The 23,903-nt window shown below is 75.2% G+C and carries 25 protein-coding genes; 5 read left to right on the top strand and 20 right to left on the bottom strand.

Annotated features, from left to right (window positions below):
- The first annotated feature begins 78 nt into the window (after positions 1–78).
- Positions 79–1,506, top strand: coding sequence for a sigma-54-dependent Fis family transcriptional regulator (locus IPO09_15975; protein ID MBK9518813.1), 1,428 nt, complete (start codon positions 79–81; stop codon positions 1,504–1,506).
- Here IPO09_15975 and IPO09_15970 read toward each other — a convergent pair.
- The 3 genes from IPO09_15970 to IPO09_15960 are packed head-to-tail and all read right to left on the bottom strand — an operon-like array spanning position 1,503 to position 4,510.
- A complete protein-coding gene (locus IPO09_15970) occupies positions 1,503–2,636 on the bottom strand; it encodes a response regulator (protein MBK9518812.1) in 1,134 nt (377 codons plus the stop codon). The two genes, IPO09_15975 and IPO09_15970, sit on opposite strands and share 4 nt — an antisense overlap.
- Complete coding sequence (locus IPO09_15965; GenBank protein MBK9518811.1) at positions 2,633–3,358, bottom strand: response regulator; 726 nt, start codon at positions 3,356–3,358, stop codon at positions 2,633–2,635. The genes IPO09_15970 and IPO09_15965 overlap by 4 nt, the downstream gene beginning before the upstream one ends.
- A gap of 15 nt (positions 3,359–3,373) precedes the next feature.
- On the bottom strand, positions 3,374–4,510 hold the full coding sequence (locus tag IPO09_15960; GenBank protein MBK9518810.1) for a histidine kinase: 1,137 nt from the start codon (positions 4,508–4,510) through the stop codon (positions 3,374–3,376).
- A 286-nt stretch (positions 4,511–4,796) separates the two neighbouring features.
- Between IPO09_15960 and IPO09_15955 the strand changes: the two genes are divergently transcribed.
- Positions 4,797–5,900, top strand: coding sequence for a cardiolipin synthase B (locus IPO09_15955; GenBank protein MBK9518809.1), 1,104 nt, complete (start codon positions 4,797–4,799; stop codon positions 5,898–5,900).
- Between the two features lie 62 nt (positions 5,901–5,962).
- Here IPO09_15955 and IPO09_15950 read toward each other — a convergent pair whose 3' ends face one another.
- Positions 5,963–6,163, bottom strand: coding sequence for a twin-arginine translocase TatA/TatE family subunit (locus IPO09_15950; protein MBK9518808.1), 201 nt, complete (start codon positions 6,161–6,163; stop codon positions 5,963–5,965).
- A gap of 89 nt (positions 6,164–6,252) precedes the next feature.
- The gene (locus tag IPO09_15945; protein MBK9518807.1) at positions 6,253–6,909 is read right to left on the bottom strand and encodes a Crp/Fnr family transcriptional regulator; all 657 of its coding nucleotides are present in this window, start codon (positions 6,907–6,909) and stop codon (positions 6,253–6,255) included.
- 286 nt (positions 6,910–7,195) lie between these two features.
- On the opposite strand from IPO09_15945, the gene IPO09_15940 reads away from it, so the two are divergent.
- Genes IPO09_15940 through IPO09_15930 form a run of 3 tightly spaced genes read left to right on the top strand, consistent with a single transcriptional unit; the run spans position 7,196 to position 10,300 of the window.
- Positions 7,196–8,362: a molybdopterin molybdotransferase MoeA gene (locus tag IPO09_15940; protein ID MBK9518806.1), complete on the top strand. Its 1,167-nt coding sequence runs from the start codon at positions 7,196–7,198 to the stop codon at positions 8,360–8,362.
- Positions 8,338–8,898 carry a molybdopterin-guanine dinucleotide biosynthesis protein B gene (mobB, locus tag IPO09_15935; GenBank protein ID MBK9518805.1) on the top strand — a complete coding sequence of 187 codons (561 nt, stop codon included), beginning with the start codon at positions 8,338–8,340 and terminating at the stop codon, positions 8,896–8,898. The genes IPO09_15940 and mobB overlap by 25 nt, the downstream gene beginning before the upstream one ends.
- Positions 8,899–8,935: 37 nt before the next feature.
- A complete protein-coding gene (locus tag IPO09_15930; protein MBK9518804.1) occupies positions 8,936–10,300 on the top strand; it encodes a glycosyltransferase in 1,365 nt (454 codons plus the stop codon).
- A gap of 93 nt (positions 10,301–10,393) precedes the next feature.
- Here the strand turns inward: IPO09_15930 and fliS are convergent, their stop codons facing one another.
- The 15 genes from fliS to flgG all read right to left on the bottom strand — a co-directional run bounded on the left by fliS (position 10,394) and on the right by flgG (position 23,895).
- Entirely contained in the window at positions 10,394–10,780 is a 387-nt protein-coding gene (gene fliS, locus IPO09_15925) for a flagellar export chaperone FliS (GenBank protein ID MBK9518803.1), read from the bottom strand.
- Between the two features lie 87 nt (positions 10,781–10,867).
- Entirely contained in the window at positions 10,868–11,704 is an 837-nt protein-coding gene (locus IPO09_15920; protein ID MBK9518802.1) for a flagellin FliC, read from the bottom strand.
- 170 nt (positions 11,705–11,874) lie between these two features.
- Positions 11,875–12,156, bottom strand: a complete 282-nt coding sequence (locus IPO09_15915) for a hypothetical protein (protein MBK9518801.1) — start codon at positions 12,154–12,156, stop codon at positions 11,875–11,877.
- 6 nt (positions 12,157–12,162) lie between these two features.
- The gene (gene fliD / locus IPO09_15910; protein MBK9518800.1) at positions 12,163–13,548 is read right to left on the bottom strand and encodes a flagellar filament capping protein FliD; all 1,386 of its coding nucleotides are present in this window, start codon (positions 13,546–13,548) and stop codon (positions 12,163–12,165) included.
- Positions 13,549–13,610: 62 nt separating this feature from the next.
- Positions 13,611–14,447, bottom strand: a complete 837-nt coding sequence (locus IPO09_15905) for a flagellin FliC (GenBank protein MBK9518799.1) — start codon at positions 14,445–14,447, stop codon at positions 13,611–13,613.
- 50 nt (positions 14,448–14,497) lie between these two features.
- A complete protein-coding gene (locus IPO09_15900) occupies positions 14,498–16,735 on the bottom strand; it encodes a hypothetical protein (protein MBK9518798.1) in 2,238 nt (745 codons plus the stop codon).
- A 3-nt stretch (positions 16,736–16,738) separates the two neighbouring features.
- Complete coding sequence (locus IPO09_15895; protein MBK9518797.1) at positions 16,739–17,623, bottom strand: flagellar biosynthesis protein FlgL; 885 nt, start codon at positions 17,621–17,623, stop codon at positions 16,739–16,741.
- A 9-nt stretch (positions 17,624–17,632) separates the two neighbouring features.
- Positions 17,633–19,042, bottom strand: a complete 1,410-nt coding sequence (flgK, locus tag IPO09_15890) for a flagellar hook-associated protein FlgK (protein ID MBK9518796.1) — start codon at positions 19,040–19,042, stop codon at positions 17,633–17,635.
- An 8-nt stretch (positions 19,043–19,050) separates the two neighbouring features.
- Positions 19,051–19,530 carry a flagellar export chaperone FlgN gene (gene flgN / locus IPO09_15885; protein ID MBK9518795.1) on the bottom strand — a complete coding sequence of 160 codons (480 nt, stop codon included), beginning with the start codon at positions 19,528–19,530 and terminating at the stop codon, positions 19,051–19,053.
- A 21-nt stretch (positions 19,531–19,551) separates the two neighbouring features.
- A complete protein-coding gene (locus tag IPO09_15880; GenBank protein MBK9518794.1) occupies positions 19,552–19,857 on the bottom strand; it encodes a flagellar biosynthesis anti-sigma factor FlgM in 306 nt (101 codons plus the stop codon).
- Positions 19,858–19,872: 15 nt separating this feature from the next.
- Positions 19,873–20,553: a M23 family metallopeptidase gene (locus IPO09_15875; protein MBK9518793.1), complete on the bottom strand. Its 681-nt coding sequence runs from the start codon at positions 20,551–20,553 to the stop codon at positions 19,873–19,875.
- Between the two features lie 74 nt (positions 20,554–20,627).
- Positions 20,628–21,713, bottom strand: a complete 1,086-nt coding sequence (locus IPO09_15870; GenBank protein MBK9518792.1) for a flagellar basal body P-ring protein FlgI — start codon at positions 21,711–21,713, stop codon at positions 20,628–20,630.
- A 90-nt stretch (positions 21,714–21,803) separates the two neighbouring features.
- Positions 21,804–22,484, bottom strand: a complete 681-nt coding sequence (locus IPO09_15865; protein MBK9518791.1) for a flagellar basal body L-ring protein FlgH — start codon at positions 22,482–22,484, stop codon at positions 21,804–21,806.
- On the bottom strand, positions 22,481–23,098 hold the full coding sequence (locus tag IPO09_15860; GenBank protein ID MBK9518790.1) for a hypothetical protein: 618 nt from the start codon (positions 23,096–23,098) through the stop codon (positions 22,481–22,483). Before IPO09_15860 ends, IPO09_15865 begins: the two co-directional genes overlap by 4 nt.
- An 11-nt stretch (positions 23,099–23,109) precedes the next feature.
- Positions 23,110–23,895 carry a flagellar basal-body rod protein FlgG gene (gene flgG, locus IPO09_15855; protein MBK9518789.1) on the bottom strand — a complete coding sequence of 262 codons (786 nt, stop codon included), beginning with the start codon at positions 23,893–23,895 and terminating at the stop codon, positions 23,110–23,112.
- Positions 23,896–23,903: the final 8 nt, after the last annotated feature.

Raw genomic sequence — 23,903 nt, 5'->3', positions numbered from 1 at the left:
GCGCTGGATTTTTCGGCGGAGCCGGGGCATAGACTCCACCTCTCCCGCAGGGTTTGCGCACCCGCTTCAGAGGCCGCGATGTCCTTGATCCCAGGAAACCGCACCAAGGAACGCATCCTCATCGTCGAGGACGAGGCCAACGCGCGCGCGGCCCTCACCACCATCCTCCTCGAGGAGGGGTTCGAGGTGGCGGTGGCCGCCAACGGCGAGGAGGCCCTGGCCCTGCTGCCCGGCTTCGCCCCGGCCGCGGTGCTGGCCGACGTCCGCATGCCGCGGATGGACGGCATGACCTTGCTCAAGCGGGCTCGCGAGCAGGGGTCCGACGCGGTCTTCGTCATGATGACCGCCTTCGCCTCGGTGGAGGCGGCGGTGGAGGCCATGCGGGCGGGGGCCGAGAACTACCTGGTCAAGCCGCTCGACACCAACGCGGTGCTGGTGGTGCTGGAGAAGGCGCTGGAGAAGCTGCGCCTGCAGCGCGACACCCAGAACCTGCGCGAGCGGGTGCGGGAGCGCTACCGCTTCCACAACATCGTGGGCGACGCCCCCGAGCTGCAGGCGGTCTTCGACGTGGTGAAGCGGGCGGCCTCCACCAAGGCCACCGTCCTCATCCTGGGCGAGTCGGGCACCGGCAAGAGCCTCATCGCCCAGGCCATCCACGAGGACTCGCCGCGGGCCGCCAAGCCCTTCGTCAAGGTGAACCTGGCGGCGCTCTCCGAGACCCTCATCGAGTCGGAGCTCTTCGGTCACGAGAAGGGCGCCTTCACCGGCGCGGTGGGCAAGCGCGACGGCCGCTTCGACCTGGCCGACGGCGGGACCATCTTCCTCGACGAGTTCGGCGACATCCCGCTGGGGCTGCAGGTGAAGCTGCTGCGGGTCATCCAGTCCCAGGAGTTCGAGCGGGTGGGCGGCAACGAGACCCGCAAGGTGGACGTGCGGGTGGTGGCCGCCACCAACAAGGACCTGCTGGAGATGGTGCGGAGCGGCCGCTTCCGCGAGGACCTCTACTACCGGCTCAACGTGGTGGCGGTGACGCTGCCGCCGCTGCGGTCGCGCAAGGGCGACATCCCCTCGCTGGTCTCCCACTTCATGGACCTGTACTCCAGGTCCTATGGCAAGGAGATCAAGGGGCTGGCTCCCGGCACCCTGAACGCGCTGCTCTCCCACGACTGGCCGGGCAACGTGCGCGAGCTGGAGAACGTGGTGGAGCGGGCGGTGGTGCTCTGCAAGTCCACCGAGCTGACCGCCGAGGACCTGCCGCCGGCGCTGCGCGGCCCGCGCCCCCGCGAGCGCTCGCCGGGCGCCCTCATCCCCGGGGCCACCCTCTACGAGATCGAGCGCGAGGCCATCCTGCGCACGCTGGAGATGGTGGGCGGCTCCACCTCGCGGGCCGCCGAGATCCTGGGCATCAGCGTCCGCAAGATCCAGTACCGGCTCAAGGAGTACGCGGCCGGCACGCCGGCGCCCGCCGGCGATCCGGGCGAGGATCCGGGCGACGGCCCCGGCTAGCCGGTCCGCGGCAGCCTGAGCACGAAGCGGGCGCCGCCCCCCACGCCGTCCTCCACCGAGATGGTCCCGCCGTGCTGCGCCACGATGGCGTGCACGATCGAGAGCCCCAGCCCCGAGCCCTTGGCCTTGGTGGTGAAGAAGGGCTCGAAGATCCGATCGCGCGCCGCCGGCTCCACCCCGGCGCCGCTGTCCTCCAGGGTGATGCCCACCCGCCCGGCGTCCCCCTCGCGCTCCGGATCGGCCGGCTCGGTGAAGCAGGCCACCCGCACCTGCCCGCCGTCCGGGGTGGCCTCCAGCGCGTTGAGGGTCAGGTTGACCAGCACCTGGCGGAGCCGCTCCTCGTCGCCGGCCACCCAGGCGGTCGGGCCGGCCGGGGCCAGCTCCCGCTCCAGCCGGATGCCCCGCCGCTCGGCCTCGCCGCCCAGCAGGTCGAGCACCCGCGCCACCACCGCCGGCACGTCCACCGGGCGCGGCACGAACTCGCGCGGCCTGGCGAACTGGAGGAAGTCCTCCAGGATGTGGTCGAGCCGGCGGATCTCGTCCTTCACCAGCGTCAGCGGCTCCAGCAGGGGGCCCTGGCCCTGGCCCGGCAGCTTGAGCAGGCGCCGCTCCAGCACGGTGAGCTGCAGCATGGCGGCGTTGAGCGGGTTGCGGATCTCGTGGGACAGGCCGGCCGTCATGGTGCCCACCGCCGCCAGCTTCTCGGCCATCTGGGCCCGCCGCGCCAGCTCGCGCTTCTCGCCGTGCAGGCGCACCTGCCGCATGGCCTGCTCCACCGTCACCAGCAGCTCGGGGGTGGCGCAGGGCTTGACCAGGTAGGCGCAGGCGCCGGCCCGCACCGCCGCCACCGCGGACTCCAGGGTGGCGAAGCCGGTCAGCAGCACCACCTCGCCGTCCGGCGAGGCCAGCTTGAGCTGCGGCGCCAGCGCGGTGCCGTCGCCGTCTGGCAGCCGCAGGTCCACCAGCGCCACGTCGAAGCCCTCCCGGGCCGCCGGCAGCGCCGCGGCGCAGGAGGCCGCGCTGCGCACCTGGTAGCCGGCCTCCTCCAGGATCTCGGAGAGGTTCTCCACCAGCCCGGCGTTGTCGTCCACCAGCAGGACGCGCGGGCGGCGCGGCGGGTGGTCCTTCACGGCGCCCCGCCGGCCGGCGTCGCGCCGGCGCGGGCCGCGTGCAGCCGGCCCACCGCGTCCAGCAGCGCGCCGGTGTCGAAGGGCTTCAGGAAGAAGGCGGTGGTGGGCGGCGGCGCCTGGTCGTGCAGCCCGGTCATGACGATCATGGGCAGGCCGGGGAAGCGCGCCCCGAGGCGGCGCATGGCCTCGCCGTCCGGCCCGCCCGGCACGCGCAGGTCCACCAGGGCCGCGAAGGGCCGGACCGGCCCGAGCCGCTCGGTCTCCAGCACCGAGGCGGCGGTCACGGCGGCGAAGCCGCGCGAGCGCAGCGCCTCGGTGAGGTTGTCGCTGAGCCGCTGGTCGTCCTCCACGATGACCACCAGGCCGTCGCGCCGCGCCGAGGCCAGCAGGTCGAGCAGCCGGCCCACCGGCACCGGCTTGGGCAGCACGGCCAGCAGCCCCTCGCTGCGGGCCGCCTCCAGCGCGTCGTCGCCGACGTGGGCGGTGATGACCAGGGCCGCCAGGCCGGGGTCGAGGCGCCGCACCTCGTGCACCAGCTCCGCCCCGCCCATGACCGGCATGCGCATGTCGGTGAGCAGGGCGTCGAAGCGGATCGTGGCGGCCCGGTCCAGGGCCTCCCGGCCGCCGCCGGCGATGATCACCTCGTCGCCGCGGTCGCGCAGGATCTCGGCCAGGTTCTCCGCGAACTGGCGGTTGTCGTCCACGATCAGGTAGCGCCGCATGGTGTCCTTCCCCCCTCAGGCCGGCAGGCGCACCGTGAAGCGCGCCCCGCCGCCCGCCCGCTCCGAGTACTCGACCCCGCCGCCGTGCCGCTCGGCGATGCGCTTGACCAGCGCCAGCCCCAGGCCGATGCCGTGCGCCTTGGTGGTGATGAGCGGCTCGAAGAGGCGGCGCCGGGTGGCCGGGTCCACCCCCGGCCCGCTGTCCTCCACGTCCAGCAGCACCTGGCCCTCGCCGCGCCGGCCGCGCACCAGCACCGCCCCCGCGGGCGAGGCGGCGTGCACCGCGTTCTCCAGCAGGTTGAACAGGATCTGGCGGAGCTGCACGGCGTCGCCCTCCACGGTCGGCAGCCCGTCCACCCCCTCCACCGCCAGGGTCACCCCGTCCGGCCGCTTCACCGAGGTCACCGCCCCGGCCACCACCTCGGCCAGGCGGACCGCCTCGCGGGTGAGCGGCTTGTTCCGGATCATGTCGAGCAGGTTGGTGATGATGCCGTTGGCGACGTCCACCTGCTCCTTGATGCGGGCCACGTGCTTGACGGCCCGCTCGTCCTCGCCGATGCGGCCGCGCAGGATGAAGAGCGAGGTCTCGATGACGCCCAGCGGGTTGCGCAGGTCGTGGCCGATGGAGCCCACCAGCTGCCCGAAGGTGGAGAGCCGCTCCACCCGGGCCTGCTGCGCCAGCAGGTCGTCGCGGTAGGTGTGCAGCATGATGGCCAGCTCGAGGTCGAGGATCTTGCCGACCGCGGCGCGGGTGGGCTCCTGGGCCGGCGAGCCGGGCAGCCGCTCGACCACCAGCCGGTCCAGCTCGCCGCGGATGACGTTCATGGCGCCGAACATGTAGTGCTGCGGCATGCCGATGCGGACGTGGACCCGGCCGATGGTGTAGCGGTGCAGCCAGTAGGCCTCGTCCCAGGGGCCGCGCAGCAGGCTGTCCATCCAGGCCACCAGGCTCACCTTGAGCTGCCCGACCTGGCTCTCGCCGCCGTGCAGGACCTTGGAGGCCTCCTCGTGCCGCAGGATGCGCTCGTAGAAGACCTCGGCGATCTCCTGGAGGTGCGGCAACGCCGCGGCGTGGAGGGCGCGCAGGCGCTCCCCGTCGGGCGGTCCGAACTCCACGTACCGCTTCAGCTCCTCGAAGACCGTCTCCGCCATGGGCGCCACCCGATCTAGGGCGCGGTCCACCCCAGGTCAACGTGCCCGGAGCGCAGGTCGACCGAAGGGGATCCCGGCCGGGGCGGGCGGGGGAGGGTCCGGGTCGGGGCACGGGGCCGAGGTCAGGGTCGAGGTCGGGGTCCGGATGAGGTGACCACCCTCTCCCCCAGCTTGCTGGGGGAGAGGGCCGGGGTGAGGGGGCCACGGCGGCCGAGGCCGGGGCCGGGTCGCCTGGTCGTCGATCCTCCCCGTGGCGGTTCCCGCGGACTGGCCGTAGGCTCGCCGCATGGCCCTCCCGCCCTGGCTCGACGTGCGCCGGCCGCGCCCCCGGGACGTGGTCCGCCTGCTCGACGGCGGCGGGGGCGCCTACCCGCCCATGCTGGCGGCCATCGAGGCGGCGCGCGAGGAGATCCTGCTGGAGGTTTACTCCTTCGCCGCCGACCGCGTGGGCGAGCGCTTCCTGGAGGCCCTGGCCGGCGCGGCGCGGCGCGGCGTCCGGGTGCGGGTGGTGCTGGACGGGTGGGGCTCCGCCCCCCAGGCCGGCGAGCTGGCCCGGCGGCTCGAGGCGGCCGGGGGCCAGGTGGAGGTCTTCAACCGCATGCTGGTGGCCCTCTTCGGGCGCTGGCGGCGCAACCACCGCAAGGTGCTGGCGGTGGACGGCGAGGTGGCCTTCCTGGGCGGCATCAACATCGGCGAGGAGTACGGCGCGCCGGGTGCCAGCGGGGAGGGGGCCTGGGCCGACCTGGCGCTGGAGGTGCGCGGGCCGACCGCCGAGTGGCTGCTGCGGCGGGCCCGGCACGAGCGCGGCAGCAGCCCGGCCGGCCCGTTCCGCGTCTGGCTGTCCGGACTGGGCGGCGGTGGGAAGCTGCGGCGGCGCTACCGCAAGGCCATCGGCGGGGCCCGGGTGCGGGTGCTGCTGGCCCACGCCTACTTCCTGCCGGACCGGCACATGGTCCGCACCATCACCGCGGCGGCGCGGCGCGGGGTGCAGGTGCGCCTGGTGCTGCCGGCCCGCAGCGACGTGGGGCTGGCCCGCCCGGCCACCCGCCGGCTCTACCGCACGCTGCTGGCGGCGGGCGTCGAGGTGCGCGAGTGGCCCGCCTCCATGCTGCACGCCAAGGTGGCGGTGGTGGACGGCCTGCGCCTGCTGCTCGGCAGCTTCAACCTCGACCCCTTCTCCCTGGCCAACCTGGAGGTGCTCGCCGAGGCGGAGGACCAGGTGCTGGCGGGGGCCGGGGCGCGCTGGATCGAGGCGCGCCTCGCCGAGGCGGTGGTGGTGCCGGCGGACGCGGTGCCCGGCACGGGGCTCGTCGACTGGTGGGAGGACCGGGTCGGCCGCCTGGCGGCGGCGCTGGCCCGGTGGGTGGGCCGGGTGATGTCGAGGCGGTGACCGCTGCGGTCCGGCGCGGGCCGGGCCGGGGGTGGGATGCCGTCGCCCGGCCGGGCGACGCGCTAGGCCTTCGGGCCCTGCTCGCCGGCCTGCGGCTTCTCGTCCTTGGAGGCGAGCTTGTCGTCGTCGCCGGAGAAGGCCTTCTTGAAGCTCCGGATGCCGTTGCCCAGCCCGGCGCCCAGCGCCGGCAGCTTGTTGGCGCCGAACAGCAGCACCACGATGAACCCGATGATGAGCAGCTCGGGCATTCTGAGACCGAACATGGGTGGACTCTCCTGTCCCCGGTGGAACGCGCGCGAACCTTTACCGCATTCCCCGGGTGGTGTCTCTAGGTGGGGCGGGCGCGGCGGCGCTAGGCGGCGGCGTCCTCCATGGCGATGGACGCCAGGCGGCGGTGGTCCAGCACCTTGACGCCCCGCGAGGCGTCCACCACGCCGTCCCGCTCCAGCTTGGTGAGGCAGCGTGAGAGGGTCTCGGGCCGCATGCCCAGCAGGCGGGCCACCACCTGCTTGCGGACCGCGTTGGGGCGATCGGCCAGGAAGCGCGAATGGGCCAGCGCGAACCGCGCCACCCGGGCCAGGCAGTCGCCCTGGCGCCAGTTGACCTCGTCGCGCTGCTGGCGGGACTCGGTGAGCAGGAGGTCGAGGATGACGCGACCGGCGCTCTTCTCCGGTCCGACCCACTGCGAGAGCGCGTCGCCGGCGATGCCGCAGACCCGCACCCGGGAGAGGGCGCGGACCTCGAAGGGGGAGGCCTCCCCTTGCAGCGCCTCGGTGCAGAGCAGCGACGACGGGCCGCGCAGCGTCAGCAGGATCTCGGAACCCCGCGGGCTGACCGCGGAGAGTGCCACGAACCCCTCCTTGACGAAGTAGACGGTCCGCGGCCGCTCGCCCTGGGCGCAGATCGTCGAACCGGACTCCCGGCTGGTCGGGGTGAGCCGGCACTTGCCCTGGGAGGCGATGCCCAGGTTGCAGGCGGCGCAGTCGGTGACGGGGGCGTTTGAAAGCACGGGTTCCTCCGAGGGGGAGATCAGGCGACTTCTTGACCGGAATCCAGTTGCACGTCTCAGGCCCTCGATACTTCTTTGGAATTTCACTTGATCCGGATGCAGGCCTTGCGCCTTGCCATGGATCAAGCCGCGGAGTGCGCAACCCTTGCGGGAGGTCCGAGCCCAGGCTCCGGATGGGGCGCCCCGATGCCACCGTGGAACTGGGACCGGCTGGCCACGTCAGGTGTGGTCGCGGTCCACACCTGGTGGCCGGCGGCCGGGGTGGCGTGAGACACTCCGCTGCCCCATGAAGCGGCTCCTCGCCACCAGGGACGCGGTCCTCGCGACCCTGACCGCGCTGCCGCCGGAGCGCGTCGCGCTCGCCGAGGCGGCTGGGCGGTACCTCGCCGCCGAGGCCCTGGCCGCGCGGGCCGCTCCCCAGGAGACCTGCTCGGCCATGGACGGCTACGCCGTGCGCGCCGCCGACCTGGCCGGCGCGCCGGCCGCGCTGCCGGTGCGCCAGGTGCTCTACGCCGGGGCGGCGGCCGCGCCGCTCGCGCCGGGCGAGGCGGCCCGCATCTTCACCGGGGCGCCGCTGCCGCCCGGCGCCGACGCCGTGGTCCGGGAGGAGGAGGTGGACGCCGCCGAGGGGCTGGCGCGCTTCCGCCGACCGGCCAGCCCTGGCCAGAACGTCCGGGCGGCCGGCGAGGACGTGGCGCGGGGCGGGCTGGCGCTGGAGGCCGGGGCGCGCCTCGGCCCGCGCCAGCTGGCGCTGCTCGAGGCGGTGGCCACCGGGCAGGTGGAGGTGGTCCGCCGGCCGCGGGTGGCGATCCTCTCCACCGGCGACGAGGTGGTGTCCGGGCGGACCCCCGACTCGAACGGCGCGGCGGTGGCCGGGCTGTGCCTGGCGCTGGGCGCCACCGTGGAGCGGCGCCGCGTGCCCGATCGGCTGGAGGCGCTGGCCGCCGCGCTCGACGAGGCGCTGGGCGCCTGCGACGCGGTGGTGACCATCGGCGGCGTCTCGGTGGGCGAGCGCGACCACGTGCCGGCCGCGCTGGAGGCCGCCGGCGCCGCCATCGAGATCCACGGCGTGCCCATGAAGCCCGGCAAGCCATACCTCTTCGCGCGGCGGGGAGCTCACCCGGCCTTCGGCCTGCCCGGGAGCCCGTCGGCCTGCCTGGTGGCCTTCGAGGTGTTCGTGCGCCCCGCCTTGCTGGCGCTCTGCGGCGCCGGGCAGCGGCTCCGCCCCGAGCTGCCGCTGCGCCTGGCCGAGGCCGCCAGCGGCCGACCGGGGCGGGCGCGGCTGGTGTGGGCGCGGCTCGAGGCCGGTGGGCGGGCCCGGCCGCTGGGCCGTGACACCGCCCAGGTGCGGGGGCCAGCCCTGGCCGACCTGCTGCTGTGCCTGGGGGCCGACACCGGCGACCTGCCGGAGGGCGCGGAGGTGACGGCGTGGCTGCTCGGCGAGGGCGGGTGACGCCCGTGGTGGCGGTCTCGGGGCCGAGCGGCGTCGGCAAGACGCGGCTGCTCTCCCGGCTCATCCCGGCGCTGGCGGCACGCGGCGTGACCGTGGCGGTGCTCAAGCACACCAGCCACGTGCACGCCTTCGACCGGCCCGGCAAGGACACCGAGGTGCTGCGGCGGGCCGGGGCGGTGGCGGCCGCCATCCAGGGGCCGGACGCCATGGCGCTCTTCGGGCCGCCAGCCGGCGGGGCCCGCGCCCTGGCCAGGCTGCTCCCGCCCTGCCACCTGGTGCTGGCCGAGGGCTGGCGGGGCGAGCCCCTGCCGCGCATCGAGGTCCACCGGCGCCGCGTCTCGCGCGAGTTCCTCTGCGCCACCGATCGCCGGGTGGTGGCGGTGGTGACCGACGAGCCGCCGCCGCGCGCCCTGCCGGCCTTCGACGCCGACGACGTGGCCGGGCTGTGCGACCTGCTGGTGGCGCGGCTCCGGGGCGACGGCGCCCGGCGCGGCGCCACCCGCCGCGGACCTCCCGCCCGGCGGAGCCGCCCGTGACCCCCTTCGCCGCGAGGAGGCCGCCGTGGCGCCACGCCTGACCCTCTGCCTCATCGCCCGCAACGAGGAGGTCCTGCTGCCAGGCTGCCTCGAGTCGGTGCGGGGCGTGGTGGACGAGATCGTGCTGGTGGACACCGGCTCGACCGACCGCACGGTGGCGCTGGCCCGGGCGGCCGGCGCCACGGTGGTGGAGCGCCCCTGGGACGACGACTTCTCGGCGCCGCGCAACCTGGCGGCGCGCCACGTCCGAGGGGGCTTCATCCTCCAGCTGGACGCGGACGAGCGGCTGGCGCCCGGCAGCGGGCCGGCGCTGCTGGCCGCGGTGGCGGGCGGGGGCTTCGACCTGGGGATGGTCCGCCTGCACAACGCCGCGCGCCAGGAGGCGCGCCTGGAGGACGTGGTGGCCGGGCGGGAGCGGCTCGGCGAGCCCATCCTGCTCCCGCGGGTGCTGCGCCACGCCAAGGGGCTGGAGTGGCGCGGCGCCGTGCACGAGGGGGTGGGCGACTGGTTCTCCCGCATCCGCGGCCGGCGGGCCGACCTCCCGGTGGACCTGGTGCACTTCGGCTACGTGCCTTCGCTGGCCCTGCAGCGCGGCAAGCGGGAGCGCAACATCGGCCTGCTGCGGCGCCGGGTGGCGGCCGAGCCGGGCGACGTCACGCCGCGCGGCTACCTGGCGCTCGAGCTCATGGAGGCCGGGCGCCTCGACGAGGCCGCCGCCCTGCTGGAGGAGGCCTGGGCGCTCCTGCCGGCCCAGCCACCGGACCGCAGCTTCCTCCGGGTGGCGGTCTTCCGCGGCCTGCTGGCGCTGCGGCGGGGCGACGGGGTGACGGCCTGCGAGTCGGCCGCGCGGGGCGAGGGACGGGACGGGCCCGGCCCCGACTTCGACTACCTCCGGGCGTTCGGCCTGGAGCTGCAGGGGCAGGCGGCGGCGCCGGGCTCGCCGGAGCGGGACGGGCTGCTCGACCGGGCCGAGGCGGCCTTCCGCTCGTCGCTGCGGCGGCTCACCCACGAGGGCCCCTTCGAGCTGGTGGCGGCGGCCGGGGTGGCGCGCATCCAGCTCCACCTCGGCGTGATCGCGCTGCAGCGCGGGCGGGCCGGCGACGCCCTGGCGGCCTTCGAGGGGGCCCTGGCGCAGGAGCCGGGCAACCCGTCGGCGCTGGCGGGCCAGGCCGAGGCGCTGCTGGAGCTGGGGGAGGCGGGGCGGGCGCTCAAGGTGGTGGAGCGGGCGCTGGGGGCCCGGCCGGACGGGTGGCTGCTGGCGGCCGAGGCGGCCTGGCGGCTGGGAGCGGCGGGCGACGCCCGGCTGCTGCTGGCCCGGGCCGACGAGCGGCGGGCCGCCGGGTGGGAGTGCCCGCACCGGCAGGCGCGCCACGCGGCGCTGGCCCGGGCCCTGGCCGGCTGAGCGGCCGGCGGCGCGAGGGGCCGGCCCCGAAAACAAGACGGGGTGGCGCGGACGCGCCACCCCGAGACGACCTGCGAGGCCGGCTGGATCCCGTCAGCGCGCCGGCGCACTGCCCATCGAGTGCACCGCCTGGGCGAAGGCCTCGGCGATGGGTGCAAAGGCCCGCTCCGCCTCCCGTGCAGCGCGTGCGTCGCGGGAGAGCGCCGCGGCGGAGAGCCGCAGGCAGACGAAGCGGTACACCTCGGCGAGGCGATCGCAGAGATCAGGGGCCTTGGACCGGTCCAGCGTGGCGTGCAGCTCGACCACGATGTCGGAGGCCTTCATGAGCGCGGCGGTCGCCTCGGACGTCCGCCCTGTCTCCAGGGCGGTCGCGCCCGACCGGATGTTCCGGAGGGCCGCCTCGAACAGGAGCACCATCAGGCGCTCCGGGGAGGCGGTCTCTCGCTGGGCCTGTGCGTAACGACGTGCGGCGGGGATCATCGCAGACCTCGTAGGTCGTCCAGAGTGCGAGAGGCCGCCCCGGGGCTTCTGGCCGCGGGGCGGCGCTTCGCGAGGCTACGTCATCGGCTAGCCGAGGAGCTTGAGGGCCAGCTGCGGGGTCTGGTTGGCCTGGGCCAACACGCTGACGCCGGCCTGGCTGAGGATCTGGCTGCGGGCCATGCGGCTGGTCTCCTCGGCCACGTCCACGTCCTTGATGCGGCTGTTGGCGGCCGAGAGGGACTCGGAGAAGGACTGGATGGAGGAGATGGCGCTCTGGAACCGGTTGCCGGCGGCGCCCAGGGTGGAGCGCTGCGTCGAGACGTTGACCAGGGCGGTGTCGATGGTGGACAGGGCCGCCTGCGCGGAGGCCTTGGTGGCCAGGCTCAGGCCGGTGACGTTGAGGCCGCCCGCCGCGGTGGTGGCGTTCAGCGTGGAGAAGCTGATGCGGTCGAAGCCGGTGGCGCTGTTGTTGATGCCGACCTGGAAGTCCAGGGTGGTGACGGTGCCGTCCAGCAGCTTGGCCCCGTTGTACTCGGTGACCTGCGAGATGCGCTCCAGCTCGTCCACCAGGCCCTGGGTCTCGGTCTGGATGTAGGTGCGCTCGGTGTTGCCGATGCCGTCCGAGGCGGACTGCATGGCCAGCTCGCGGAGGCGGGTCAGGATGTTGGCCTGCTCGTTGAGGGCGGCCTCGGTCGACTGGATGACCGAGAGGCCGTCGTTGGCGTTGCGGACGGCCTGGCCGTAGCTCTTGATCTGCGACTCGAGCTTGGTGCTGATGCCGAGGCCGGCGGCGTCGTCGCCCGCCTTGGTGATGCGGAAGCCGCTCGACAGGCGGGACAGCGAGGAGTCGAGGGCGCCCTGGGTCTGGTACAGGTTCTTCTGGGCGTTGAGGGACGCGACGTTGGTGCGGATCGACATGGCCATGGGGAATCCTCCTGAGTTTGGTGACGAGGCTCTCGACTCGTCCTTCACCCACTTCTTCGGCCCGGCCCGGCGATGACTTAAGCCCTCGTTCGCTGGGCCGTTTTGGCCGCCGCCCGCGCCGGCCGCCCGGCCGATCCTGCCCGGCCGATCCAGCCGGCCAGGCGGGCCGCTCAGCCCTGGCGATAGGCCTGGCCGGCGCGCCTGGAGCGGGCCGCCAGGTCGAGCTCTCCGCCGAGCCTCTCCAGCTGGCGCGCCGCGGCCGCCTCGCAGCGGGCCTGCAGCGCGGCGGCGCGCGCCAGCCCCTCGGCGGGCAGCCGGGTGCCGCGCCCGCCCAGGTCGGCGCAGATCGCCGCCAGCTGGTCGCTGGCCTGCTCGGCGGCCAGCGGGTCGCCGGCCTCCAGGGCCGCGGCCGTGGCGGCCAGCGCCGCCTCGAGGTCCTGCGGAGTGGCCACCGTGGGCTAGGCGCTGCTGTTGGCGGAGAGCTGCGCCGTGAGGAAGTTGCCCGAGGCCTTGAGGTTGCTGACCGTCTTCTCCATGGCCGTGAACTGCTTCACCAGGGCCAGGCGGAAGGCGTCGACGCGGCGCTGCAGCGAGGCGATCTGCGTGTCCATCGTCTTGATGGTGTCGGAGAGCCCCTTCTGCCGGCTCACCAGCACGCCGGTGCCGCTCTTGACCTGCCCCTGCACCATCGAGGAGACCACCGCCGAGAGGCCGCTGGTGGCGGTGGAGAAGAGGGCGTCGATGGCCGCCGGGTCGCGCCCCAGGGCGGCGTTGAGCACGGTGGCGTCGATGGAGAGCGAGCCGTCGCGGGCGGTCTTCACCCCCACGTCGGCCAGGGTGGAGACGCCCGGCAGCCCGGCCACCCTGGTGGTGATGAGGCCGTGCAGCAGCCCCTGCAGCGAGCGGACCGAGGACTCGCCCGCCAGCGTGGTGCCGCGGTTGGTGTCCTTGTTCACGTTGAGCTGCTTCTGCACCAGCGTCATGACCGAGTTGTAGGCGTCGACGAACTTCTGCAGCTTGGCCTGGGTGCCGGTGGCGTCCGTCGAGACCACCAGGTCCTCGACCGTGCCGGTGGCCGGCAGGCCGGGGCCGCCCTTGGTGAGGGTCAGCGTCAGGCCGCCGATGGCGTCGGCGACCACGTTGGACTGGCGGCTGAAGTCCAGGCCGTCCACGTTGAAGCGGGCGTTCCGGGCCGCCTGGGTCTCGGCGAAGCCGAGGGGCTGGCCGGCGCCGGCCGGGGTGAGGAACTCCACCCGCAGGGCCGCCGTGGGATCGGCCCCGGCGAAGCCGGTGTCGCGGGCGGTGATGGCCAGGTAGGAGGCGGGCAGCTGGGTGGTGGGGTCCATGCCGGTGAGCACGGTGGCCGAGACCGGCGCCCCGCTCTGGCGGATGGCGAAGGCCACGTCGGCCAGGCTGGCGCCGTCGGCGATGGTGAGGTCCGGGTAGGTGGTGCCCTGCACGGTGAGGCGCAGCGTGCCGCCCTGCACCCCGGTGGTGGGCGTGGCGAAGGCCGCGGAGCGCCACTTGGAGGCCTGGGCCAGCTCGTCCACCCGGACGGCGTAGCGGCCCGAGAGCGCCCCGGCGCCCACCGCGGTGGAGAAGGCGGTGTTCGTGGAGGTGACCTTGGCGGCCAGGACGCCGGTGGCGCCCAGGTCCTTGGCGGCGGCCTCCAGCGTGGAGAGCTTGGTGACCAGCTCGGCCAGCGCGCTGATCTGCGCCTGCACGCCGGTCTGGCGCTTCTGCAGCTGGGTGATGGGGCGCGACTCCAGCGAGACCAGCTGGTCGACGATCGACGCGGTGTCGATGCCCGACGCCAGACCGCTGGCCGTGAAGTTCGACGCCATGAAGACCTCCAGCCTCCCCCCGGGGCGAGCCGGGGGGAGGCCGAGAGAATACACCGGTGCGGCTAGCCGAGGAGCTTGAGGGCCAGCTGCGGCATCTGGTTGGCCTGGGCCAACACGCTGACGCCGGCCTGGCTGAGGATCTGGCTGCGGGCCATGCGGCTGGTCTCCTCGGCCACGTCCACGTCCTTGATGCGGCTGTTGGCGGCCGAGAGGGACTCGGAGAAGGACTGGATGGAGGCGATGGCGCTCTGGAACCGGTTGCCGGCGGCGCCCAGGGTGGAGCGCTGCGTCGAGACGTTGATGAGCGCGGTGTCGATGGTGGACAGGGCCGCCTGCGCCGAGGCCTTGGAGGCCAGGCTCAGGCCGGTGACGTTGAGGCCGGCCGTGGCGGTGGTGGCGTTCAGGGTGGAGAAGCTGATGCGGTCGAAGCCGGTGGCGCTGTTGTTGATGCCGACCTGGAAGTCCAGGGTGGCGGCCGAGCCGTCCAGCAGCTTGGTCCCGTTGTACTCGGTGACCTGCGAGATGCGCTCCAGCTCGTTGACCAGCGAGGTGGTCTCCGTCTGGATGTAGCCGCGCTCGGTGTTGCCGATGCCGTCCGAGGCGGACTGCATGGCCAGCTCGCGGAGGCGGGTCAGGATGTTGGCCTGCTCGTTGAGGGCGGCCTCGGTCGACTGGATGACCGAGAGGCCGTCGTTGGCGTTGCGGACGGCCTGGCCGTAGCTCTTGATCTGCGACTCGAGCTTGGTGCTGATGCCGAGGCCGGCGGCGTCGTCGCCCGCCTTGGTGATGCGGAAGCCGCTCGACAGGCGGGACAGCGAGGAGTCGAGGGCGCCCTGGGTCTGGTACAGGTTCTTCTGGGCGTTGAGGGACGCGACGTTCGTCCTGATTGACATGGCCATGACTGAATCTCCTTGGGGTCAGGTGGGGCGAACGGTGTGGTCGCCCTCACTCATGTCCTCGGCACATGCTGCCCGGCAGATAAGGCCTGGAGCTCGCGCACCACGAAAAACTTAAGGCGACGAAGTGCGATTCTTCGCACATACAGCGCCATCAGGCCGACGGCGCGCCGCCCGCCGGCCTGGACCGTCACGGCGTTGACGCTCAGGCGGGCCTCGCCGGTGCGCGGCCAGCGGGCCACCACCGCCCGGGCCGCCTCCTGCCAGCTGGCGCCGCTGCTGGTGCCGCCGTAGCGCAGCCCGCCCAGGTCCACCTGCAGGTCGAAGGGAAGCTGGCCGCGCACCGCCAGGGGGACGGCCGGGCCGGTGCGGCCGACCCGCCGCAGCGCCGGCTCGACGTCGTCGGAGAGGCGCACCGCCAGCAGCGAGTGCGGGTCGGACTGCTGCAGCACGGCGCGCGAGTCGCCCAGGTGCTCCTCCAGCTCGGTCAGGAAGACCACCTCGCGGAACTGGCCGCCGCGGGCGTCGGCGTACAGCAGCGAGGCGCGCTGGTCGTCGACCAGCGAGGCGCGGCACTCGATGAGCCCGGGCGCCGACAGCCCCACCGGGCGGCGCTCGCCCGGCGAGAGGGTCAGGTCGGGCGCGTCGGGGTCGGGCAGGAAGATCCGCGGGCGGGCCAGGAAGCGGTCGAGCGGGAAGCGCAGCAGGCGCCCGGCGCGCGGCAGGAGCACGCGCCCGCCGGCCTCCAGCGCCACCTGGGTGCGCGGCGGCGCGTCGCGCAGCAGGGCCGCCACCTGGGCCAGGCGGGCCGCCACCGGCTGGGCCTCGCTGCGGGAGGCCACCACCTCCACCGCGTGGCCGGCCTGGACCTCGCGCACCAGCCGCACCACCGCCTGCTCCCCGCTGACCACCCGCCCGCTGGGGCGCCGGCCCGGGCGGAGCCAGACCTCCAGGGCCCCGGGGAAGCCGAGGGCGCGCCCCGGCCCGCGGTTGAGCGGGTCGAAGGGGGGCCCGGAGGGGAAGGCCGGCTCGACCACCAGCAGCAGGGTGGGGCGCTCGCGCCGCTGCGCCAGGCGGGCGGCCAGGGCGCGCCAGGGCGGCTCGGCGTGCTCCAGCACCGGCTCGAGCGCGGCCGAGGCCAGCAGCGAGAGGGCCCGCACCCGGGCCTGGACCGGGGTGCCGCCGCGCCCCAGCACGGTGCCGGAGGGGAGCCGCACCTCGTGCACGTCGCCGGCCAGCCCGAGCGCGGTGCGCAGCGGCCCGTTGGCGGAGAGGCGGGCGCCCAGCGCCGGCTGCAGGGCGCGCGGCAGGCTGGCCCCCACCGCCTCGCGCCAGGCGGCGGTGAGCGCCGGGTCGAGGCCGAGGCGCCGGGCGCGGCGCACCGCCCGGGCGGCCGCCAGGGCCAGCTCCCCACCCAGGGAGAGCACCTGGCCGGCGTCCAGCACCGCGGCGGGCCGATCGGCGCGCGGCCGGCACAGGGCGAGGGCCGAGAGCAGGGCGGCCCGGTGGGCCGTGGCCTCGGCGGCCCAGCGGGCGCAGAACTCCTCCGGGTCGGCCAGGCGCTTGGCCAGGATCCCCTGCCCGAGCAGGCGGCCGGCCACCTCCAGCGGCGAGGGGGCCGGGGCCCCGCACAGCAGGGTGAGCGAGAGCGCGGCCAGCGGCGCCGGCGCCGACATGGCCAGCAGGGTCAGGGTGGCCGGCTCGACGGGCCGGCGCGAGGCCACCTCCAGCGCGCCCCAGGCCGCGGCCGAGAGGCGGCCGCCCACCAGCGCCCCGAAGACCGCCAGCCGCGCGATGGCGTCGCCGTCGCGGGCCAGCGCGGCGGCGTCGAGCACCTGCACCGGCAGCCGCGCCCCGGCGCCGGCCAGCAGGGCGGCGGCCATCTCGGCGCGCTCCGCCACCCACTCCAGGTCGGCCGCCCGGAGCCCGCCGGCCACCAGCACGGTGGCCTCCAGCCCGTGGGCGCCGGGCACCACCAGCACCGCCTCCACCAGCGGCGCGCCCCGCTGCGCCTTGAAGGGCGGCGGCAGGTCGAAGTCGCGCGACAGCTGCGACCAGCTGCGCCGGTAGCGCAGGCCGGCCACCCCCGGGGCCTCCTCGCGCAGGCGCGGCCGGTCGTAGCTGGCGTGCAGCAGCACCGGGAGCAGGCGGGCCGCCCGCACGGCGCGCGCCGGGGCCACCGTCGGCAGCCAGCGGGTGCGCCAGCGGAAGAGCGCCGTCAGCTCCCGCCGCAGCGAGGCCACCGCCGGGGCGCGGCCCGGGGGCGGGGGGCTGAGCGTCCTGAGCTCCATGGCCTACTTCAGGTAGTTGAGCAGCGTCAGCTTGAAGCCGGACGAGGTGGCGGTGAGCGAGGCCTCCAGCGCGCGCTGCGCCAGCGCCAGCTCGGTGTTGGCCTCGATGGCGTCGGCGTCGGTGAGGTGGGCGGCGCGGGTGGTGGCGTCGTCGCGGGCCACCCGGTTCACCTGCACCGCCAGGTCGAAGGTGGCCATGGCGTTGCCGGCCTGGGTGCGGGCCACCGACACCTGGTCGGTGGCGGCCACCAGGCCGGTGAGCGTGGCCGCCACGCCGGGCTGGTCGTTGGTCCGCAGCGCCGCCAGGAGCGCGCCCATGGTGCCCAGGACGTCGACCCCGCCGCCCACGCCCTTCATGGCCACGTCGGCCCGCACGCTGGTGGCCTCCAGCACGCCGGGCGCGATCTCCAGCTGGCGCAGCCCGGCGTCGCCCAGGTAGTTCCCGCCGCTGTCGAAGGGCGGCGTGCCGTCGAGGGTGCCGCCCATGATGTAGCGGTTGCCGACCCGGCTGTTGAGCGCGGCCACCACGTGGTCGAAGAGCGACTGGACCTCGCCGGCCGCCGAGGCGCGCTGCTCGGCGGAGTAGCCGGCGCTGGCGAACTGGGTGGCCAGCTCGCGGACGCGCGCCAGCGCGTTGGTGACGTCGTTGAGGGCGGTGTCCACCGCCGCCAGCTCGTCGCTGGCCTGCCCGGCGGCGGCGCCGATGGCCTCGCTCCGGGCCAGGGCGGCCAGGTGCTGGGTGACCAGGCCGGCGCCGGCCGGGTCGTCGCCCGGGTGGACCAGCCGCTGGCCGGTGGAGGCCGTGGCGATGGCCGCCTCCAGCCGGGACCTGGCCGCCCCGCCGTCGCGGGCGGTGCGGTCGTAGAGCATCCTGTCGGTGACGCGCACGGGGGCCTCCTACTTGAGCGACAGCAGCGTGTCGAACATCTCGCTCGACACCTGGATGACCTTGCTGATGGCCTCGAAGGCCTTCTGCGCCTTCTGCAGCTCGATGAGCTCCTCGTCGATGGAGACCCCGCTGACCGCCTCGCGGCGCTGCACCAGGTTGTCGGTGAGGGCCGCCTCGTGCTCCGCCAGCGCCGACGCGGAGCGGGCGGCGGCGCCGAAGTCGCTGGTCAGCTTGGCGAGCCCGGCCACGGCGTCGAGGCCGTTGCCCAGGGCCGCCCGCTCGGTGGCGATGAGCGCCTGCAGGTTGGTGGCGTCGCCCGGGGCGGCCGAGGTGGGGCCGGTGGCGGCGGCGGCGGCGGCCAGCCGGCGCGGATCGCCCAGGACCAGGGCGTTGATCTCCAGCCGCGCGGCGGCGCCGTCCAGGGTGGCGCCGGTGGTGAAGAGGGCGTCGCCGGTGGTGCCGTCCAGGCCGTAGCCGGCCTGGTGGACGGCGTTGACGCGGCTGGCCAGGTCCCAGGCCAGGGTGTCCACCGCGGTGACGGCCGCCCGCAGGGCGCCGTCGCGGGCGTCGAGCGCCCCGCCCAGCTCGCCGCCCACGCCGGTGAAGGCCAGGGCGGCCCCGCTGGCGCCCACCAGCCGGAGCGCCAGGTGCCCGCCGTTGGCGGGGTCCACCTGGGTGGCCAGGGTGCTGGCCTGCAGGCCGGACACCAGCGCCGAGCCGCCCGGCAGGAAGAGCGAGACGTCGCCCTCCGAGGTGGCCACCGGCGCCACGCCGGTCAGCTCGGCCAGCCGGTCCACCGCCTTCTGGCGGGCGTCCAGCAGGTCGTTGGGCTCGGCGCCGCCGACCCGCGCCGTGCGCACCTGGCCGTTGAGGTCGGCCACCTGCTGGGCCAGGCCGTTCACCTCGACGACCGTGCCCGCCAGCTGGGCGTCCACGCCGGCGCGGGCCTCCTCCAGGCCGCCGCGGGTGCGCTGGAAGCCAAGCGCCAGCGACCGGGAGGCGGTCACGGCCGCCTGGCGCAGGCCGGCGTCGGCCGGGCTCTGGGCCGAGGCGCGCAGCGCCGCGTAGAAGTTGGAGAGCGAGTCACCCAGGTTGCCCACCGTGTTGGGGTCGAGCGCGCTGACCGACCCGAGGGCGGCCGAGGCGGCGGCGGCGCGGGCCGTGAGCCCGAGCTGGGCCGGGATCTGCGCCTCCAGGAAGCGGTCGCGGGCCTGGGAGATGCCCTGCAGCACCGAGCCGCGGCCGATCCAGGCGTTGCCGGAGCGGTCGGCGGGGAGGGTGGTCGCCACGGTGGCGCGCTGGCGCGCGTACCCGGGCGTGTTGGCGTTCTGGAGGTTGTGCGAGGCGGTGGCGGCGGCGGCCCGCTGGGCAGCCAGGCTCGCCGCGCCCTGGGACAGGATCGCGAGGAGATCGGACATGGCGGCCCCTAGACCTTGCTGGAGTGGACGGTGAGGGGCGGGTGCGCCGGCGACCCGGTGCGGGCGCCGCGCCGATCGTAGGCGGTGGGCGCGGGGTTGAGGGCGGTCAGGTAGCCCTGCACGCAGGCCAGGGCGCGCCCCGCCAGCATGAGGTTGAGCCGGTCGAGCTCGGCCAGCGCCCCGGCCAGCGCCCGGATGTCGGCCAGCGCCCGGGAGAGCTGGGCCGCCCCCTCCGGGGCCCGCAGGGCCAGCCGGTGGATGGTGACCTCGGAGAGGCCCATGGCGCCGGCGGCTCGCGACAGCGCGGCGGCCAGGGCCGACTCGAGCCGGGCCACCTCGGCGTTGAAGGTGGCGCGCGCCGAGGCGCCCGCGAAGAGCTGGTCGGAGTCGAGGGTCCTCAGGACCTCCCGCTCACGCTGGGCGCGTGTGACCTCCCGTTCCAGGGCGCACCGCAGATCATGTGCGGTGGCGAGGGCTTCCTCGAGCATGACATCCTCCGGCTCACGTCATCAGCGCTTCAGCAGCGCCTGGATTTTCGCCGTGAGCTCGGCATCCTCGAGAATGCGCTGCGCGATCCGGTTCGGATCCGGCTTGAACGCGCCTTGGCGGATGGCCGCCTCGATCGCATCCAGTCGCACGGCCCGGTCGTTGCCGACCGCCTGCCGTGCGGCGTTTGCCGCCGCGTCCACCTGGGCCTTGACCTCGGTGCTCACCTTGTCCGCAGCCGCGGACGAGCTTCGCGCCGGTGCCTTCTTCGGCTCCGGAGGACGATTCGCCTCGATACCTCTCAGCTCACTGGCGTCCTTGACCTTCATGGCTTCCTCCTGCGGTCAGGGTCCGCTCCCATCCGACCCTTCGGCACGGAGGCCGTACTTCTTAAGTGCAACCTGCGGATCGACCGGCCGCCCACCCACACGTACCTCGAAGTGGAGGTGGGGCCCGGTCGACCGCCCCGACGAACCGACCGTGGCGATCTCCTGCCCCGGCACGACAGAATCACCTGTGGAAACCAATAGTTCGGCGGCGTGACCGTAGAGCGTGACCAGGCCGTTGCCGTGGTCGATCTCCACCGCGTTGCCGTAGCCGCCGCGCGGTCCGGCCGAGAGCACCAGGCCTGGCGCGGGGGCGCGGATGGGTGTCCCCTCCGGTGCGCCCACGTCCAGGCCGGTGTGCGTCTCGGTCGCACCCGTGAACGGGTCGCGGCGGGGGCCGTAGGAGCTGGTGAGGCGGCCGGCCACCGGCAGGGCCAGCGCCTCGCGGGCGTTGGCGGTGGGGTCGGTGGTGGGCCGGTGGGCCAGCGGGGAGGGGGCGCCGAGCTGGGACGGCCGGGACCCCGGCAGGTCGCCGCCGGGCGTGAGCGACCGGGTCAGCTGGTCGGCGATGCCCAGCCCGCCGGCACCGGCCACCGCGTCCGCCAGGGTGGAGGCGAAGAGGTCGGCCCGCACGGTGGAGCCGGCCGACTCGCCGCCCTTGAAGGCGCCGCTCGAGGAGATGATCTGCTTGATGAGCATCGACTCGAGCGCCCGCGACGCCTCGGCCAGGCGCGGGTCGGCGGCGGGCGGGGCCGCGTCGGCGAGGCGCAGCGTCACTGCAGGACCTCGAGGTCGGCGTCGAGGGCGCCGGCGGCCTTCATGGCCTCCAGCACGGCGATGAGGTCGCGCGGCCCGGCCCCCAGGGTGGAGAGGGCCTTGGCCAGCTCCTCCACGGTGGTGGTGGCGGGCAGCGCCACCGAGCCGGTGGCGCCCTCGGCGGCGTTGACCCGGTCGAGCGAGCCCTGCAGCGAGGTGCCCTGCCCGAACGCGCCGGGCTGGGAGAAGACCGGGGTGGTCTGGACGCGCACCTGCAGGCCGCCGTGGCTGATGGCCACCGCCCGGATGCGCACCCCGTCGCCGGCCACCACCGTGCCGGTGCGCTCGGACACCACCACCTTGGCCCGCTGGTCGGCCTCGACCTCCAGCCCCTCGAGCGAGGAGAGGAAGCCCACCGGGTCCTCCTTGCTGGCCTCGGGCAGCGTCACCACCACGCCGGCCGGGTCGGTGGCCCTGGCCGTGCCGGGGCCCACCTGCTGGTTGACGGCGGCGGCGATGCGGCTGGCGGTGGTCAGGTCGGGGCGACGCAGCGCCAGGGTGATGGGGCCGGCCGCCAGGTCCACCGTGAGGGCGCGCTCCACCGTGGCGCCCCCGGAGATGCGGCCGGAGGTGGGGGTGTTCTTGCGCACCGAGGACCCGCCGAAGCCGGTGTCGAAGCCGGCCACCTGCACCGAGCCCTGCCCGACCGCGTAGACCTTGCCGTCGCCGCCGGCCAGGGGCGTCACCAGCAGCACCCCGCCGGCGATGGAGCGGGCGTTGCCCATGGAGGCGACGGCCACGTCGATGCGGGTGCCGGGGCGGGCGAAGGGGGGCAGCTTGGCGGTCACCATCACCGCCGCCACGTTGCGGGCCCGCACCTCGCGGGGGTCGACCCGCACGCCCAGCCGGCCGAGCATGCCGGCGATCGACTGCTGGGTGAAGAGGATGCGCTCGGTGTCGCCGGTGCCGGCCAGGCCCACCACCAGGCCGTAGCCGTAGAGGGCGTTCTCGCGCACCCCCATGACGTCGGTGATGTCCTTGATGCGGGCGGCCCGGGCCGGCGCCGGCGCGGCCAGCGCGGCCAGCGCCAGCATGGCCAGCATGGCCAGCGCCGCGCCGCGCGCCGTGGCGCGAGGGCGCCGGGTGGCGGAGGGGGTGAGCGGCGTCGTGACGGAGCGGTCCATGGCGGGCCTCTAGAACGGCCAGAGCCAGGAGAAGGCGCGGGACAGCCAGCCCTGGCGCTGGTTGTCGGAGAGCACGCCGCGGCCGGTGAACTCCACCTCGGCCTCGCCCACCACCGAGCTCTTGACGCTGTTCTCCTGGTCGATGTCGATGGGGCGCACCACGCCGGAGAGGTAGAAGTGCTGCTCCTCGCTGTTCACCAGCACCACCCGGTGCCCCTCGATGAAGAGGTTGCCGTTGGGCAGCACCTTCTTGACGATGCACGGGACGGTGGCGGTGAGCCGCTCGGTGCGGGCGGTGGAGCCGTTGCCCTTGAAGGTGGTGTCCACCCCGCCGCCCAGGCTGTAGGACTGCGCGGTGGCCTGCATGAGCGCCTTCAGGGCCGCCTCGGTGTGGCTGTTGCGGTTGAGGTCGGTGTCGGCGGAGCGCTTGGCGTCGGCGATCTCCTCCACCTTCACCACCACCAGGTCGTTCTCCCGCAGGGCGCGCGCGTCGGTGTAGAGGTTGGAGGCCGAGAGCCCCTCGCGCCACAGGCTGCCGTCGCTGCCCGACTGGGCGCTGGCGGGCGAGGCCTCCGGCACCGGGGGGGCCCGGGTCTTGGGCACGTACTTGTCGATGTGCCCGTTGCCGCAGGCGGTCAGCAGCAGGGTGCCGAGGAGCGGCCAGGCGGCGGGGTGGCGGGGGGTCATCATGGGGCCTCCACCTGGAGGTGGCCGTCGAGGAAGCGCCCCTCGACCCGCCGGCCGGACGGGAGGAGGGCGCAGGCGCGGCCGCGCTGGCAGGGCAGGGCCCGGCCAGGCTGCTCCACCACCAGCGCGCCGAGCCGCAGGCGCACCGAGATCGGCTGGCCCGGCGCCGGTCCGAGCCTCACCGCGCCCTCGTCGAGCGGCGCCCCGGCGGCCAGGCGGCGGGCCGCGCTGGCCCCGCCCGGCGCGGCGGCCAGCAGGCGCCGGCCGGCCACCACCTCGCGCTCCTCGACCACCAGCGCGCCGTCCAGCGGCTCGCCGGCCTCGAGGGCCCGGGTGGTGACGGCGGCCGGTCCCAGCACCCGGACGCGGGCCCAGGCGTAGCCCTGGCAGGCCGCGCCGGCCGCGTCGCGCCCGCTGAAGCGCAGGGCGGCCCGGCCGGAGGCCTCCACGGCCGCCAGCGCCTCCCAGGACTCGGCCCGGCAGCCGGCCCCGGAGGAGGTCGCCACCCCGGCCAGCTCGGCGCGCGCCCCCGCCGGCGCCAGGGCGGCGTCGACGGCGGCCTGCGGCGAGGCCGCGGCGGCGAGGAGGAGCGGGAGGGCGAGGGTGGCGAGGAGCATGGCGGCCCGGCTCAGCGCATGGTGGTGAGGCGCTGCAGCATCTGGTCGGCGGTGGAGATGACCTTGGAGTTGAGCTCGTAGGCGCGCTGGGTGGAGATCATGTCGATCATCTCCTCCACGGCCTTGACGTTGGCGCCCTCCAGGTAGCCCTGGGCCAGGGTGCCGGCCCCCTGCTCGCCCGGCCGCACCACCAGGGCCTCGCCGCTGCCCACGGTCTGCACGAAGAGGTTGCCGCCGATGGCCTCCAGGCCGCCGGCGTTGGGGAAGGTGGCCAGGTCGAGGCGGCCGATCTCCTGGGGCGTGCTGCTGCCCGCCACCTTGGCGAAGAGCGTGCCGTCCGGGTTGGCCGACAGGTCGAGGGTGTCGCTGGGCACGGTAATGCCCGGCTCGACCAGCTCGCCGCGCTGGGTCACCAGGCGGCCGGTGGCGTCGATGCGGAAGTTGCCGGCGCGGGTGTAGGCCAGGGTGCCGTCGGGGCGCTGCACCTGGAAGAAGCCGCTGCCCTCGACGGCGAAGTCGAGCTTGTTCTGGGTGGCCATCATGTCGCCCTGGGCCCAGCTCCGGGTGGTGGTGCCGGTGCGCACGCCCAGGCCCACCTGCAGCGGGGAGGGGGGCGTGCCGCCGCGCGGGTCCGGGGCGGCGGCGCCGCGCAGGGTCTCGCTGAGCAGGTCCTCGAACTCGGCCCGCACCCGCTTGAAGCCGGTGGTGCTGGTGTTGGCCAGGTTGTTCGAGATGACGTCCATGCGGAGCGTCTGGGCTTCCATCCCGGTGGCGGCGGTGTAGAGCGATCGGAGCATCTGGTCTC

This window comes from Anaeromyxobacter sp. (assembly GCA_016718565.1).
In the GTDB taxonomy this organism is placed as follows: Bacteria; Myxococcota; Myxococcia; order Myxococcales; family Anaeromyxobacteraceae; genus JADKCZ01.
The sequence above is the reverse complement of the archived record's forward strand: the minus strand, read 5'-3'. Positions and strand labels throughout refer to the sequence as shown.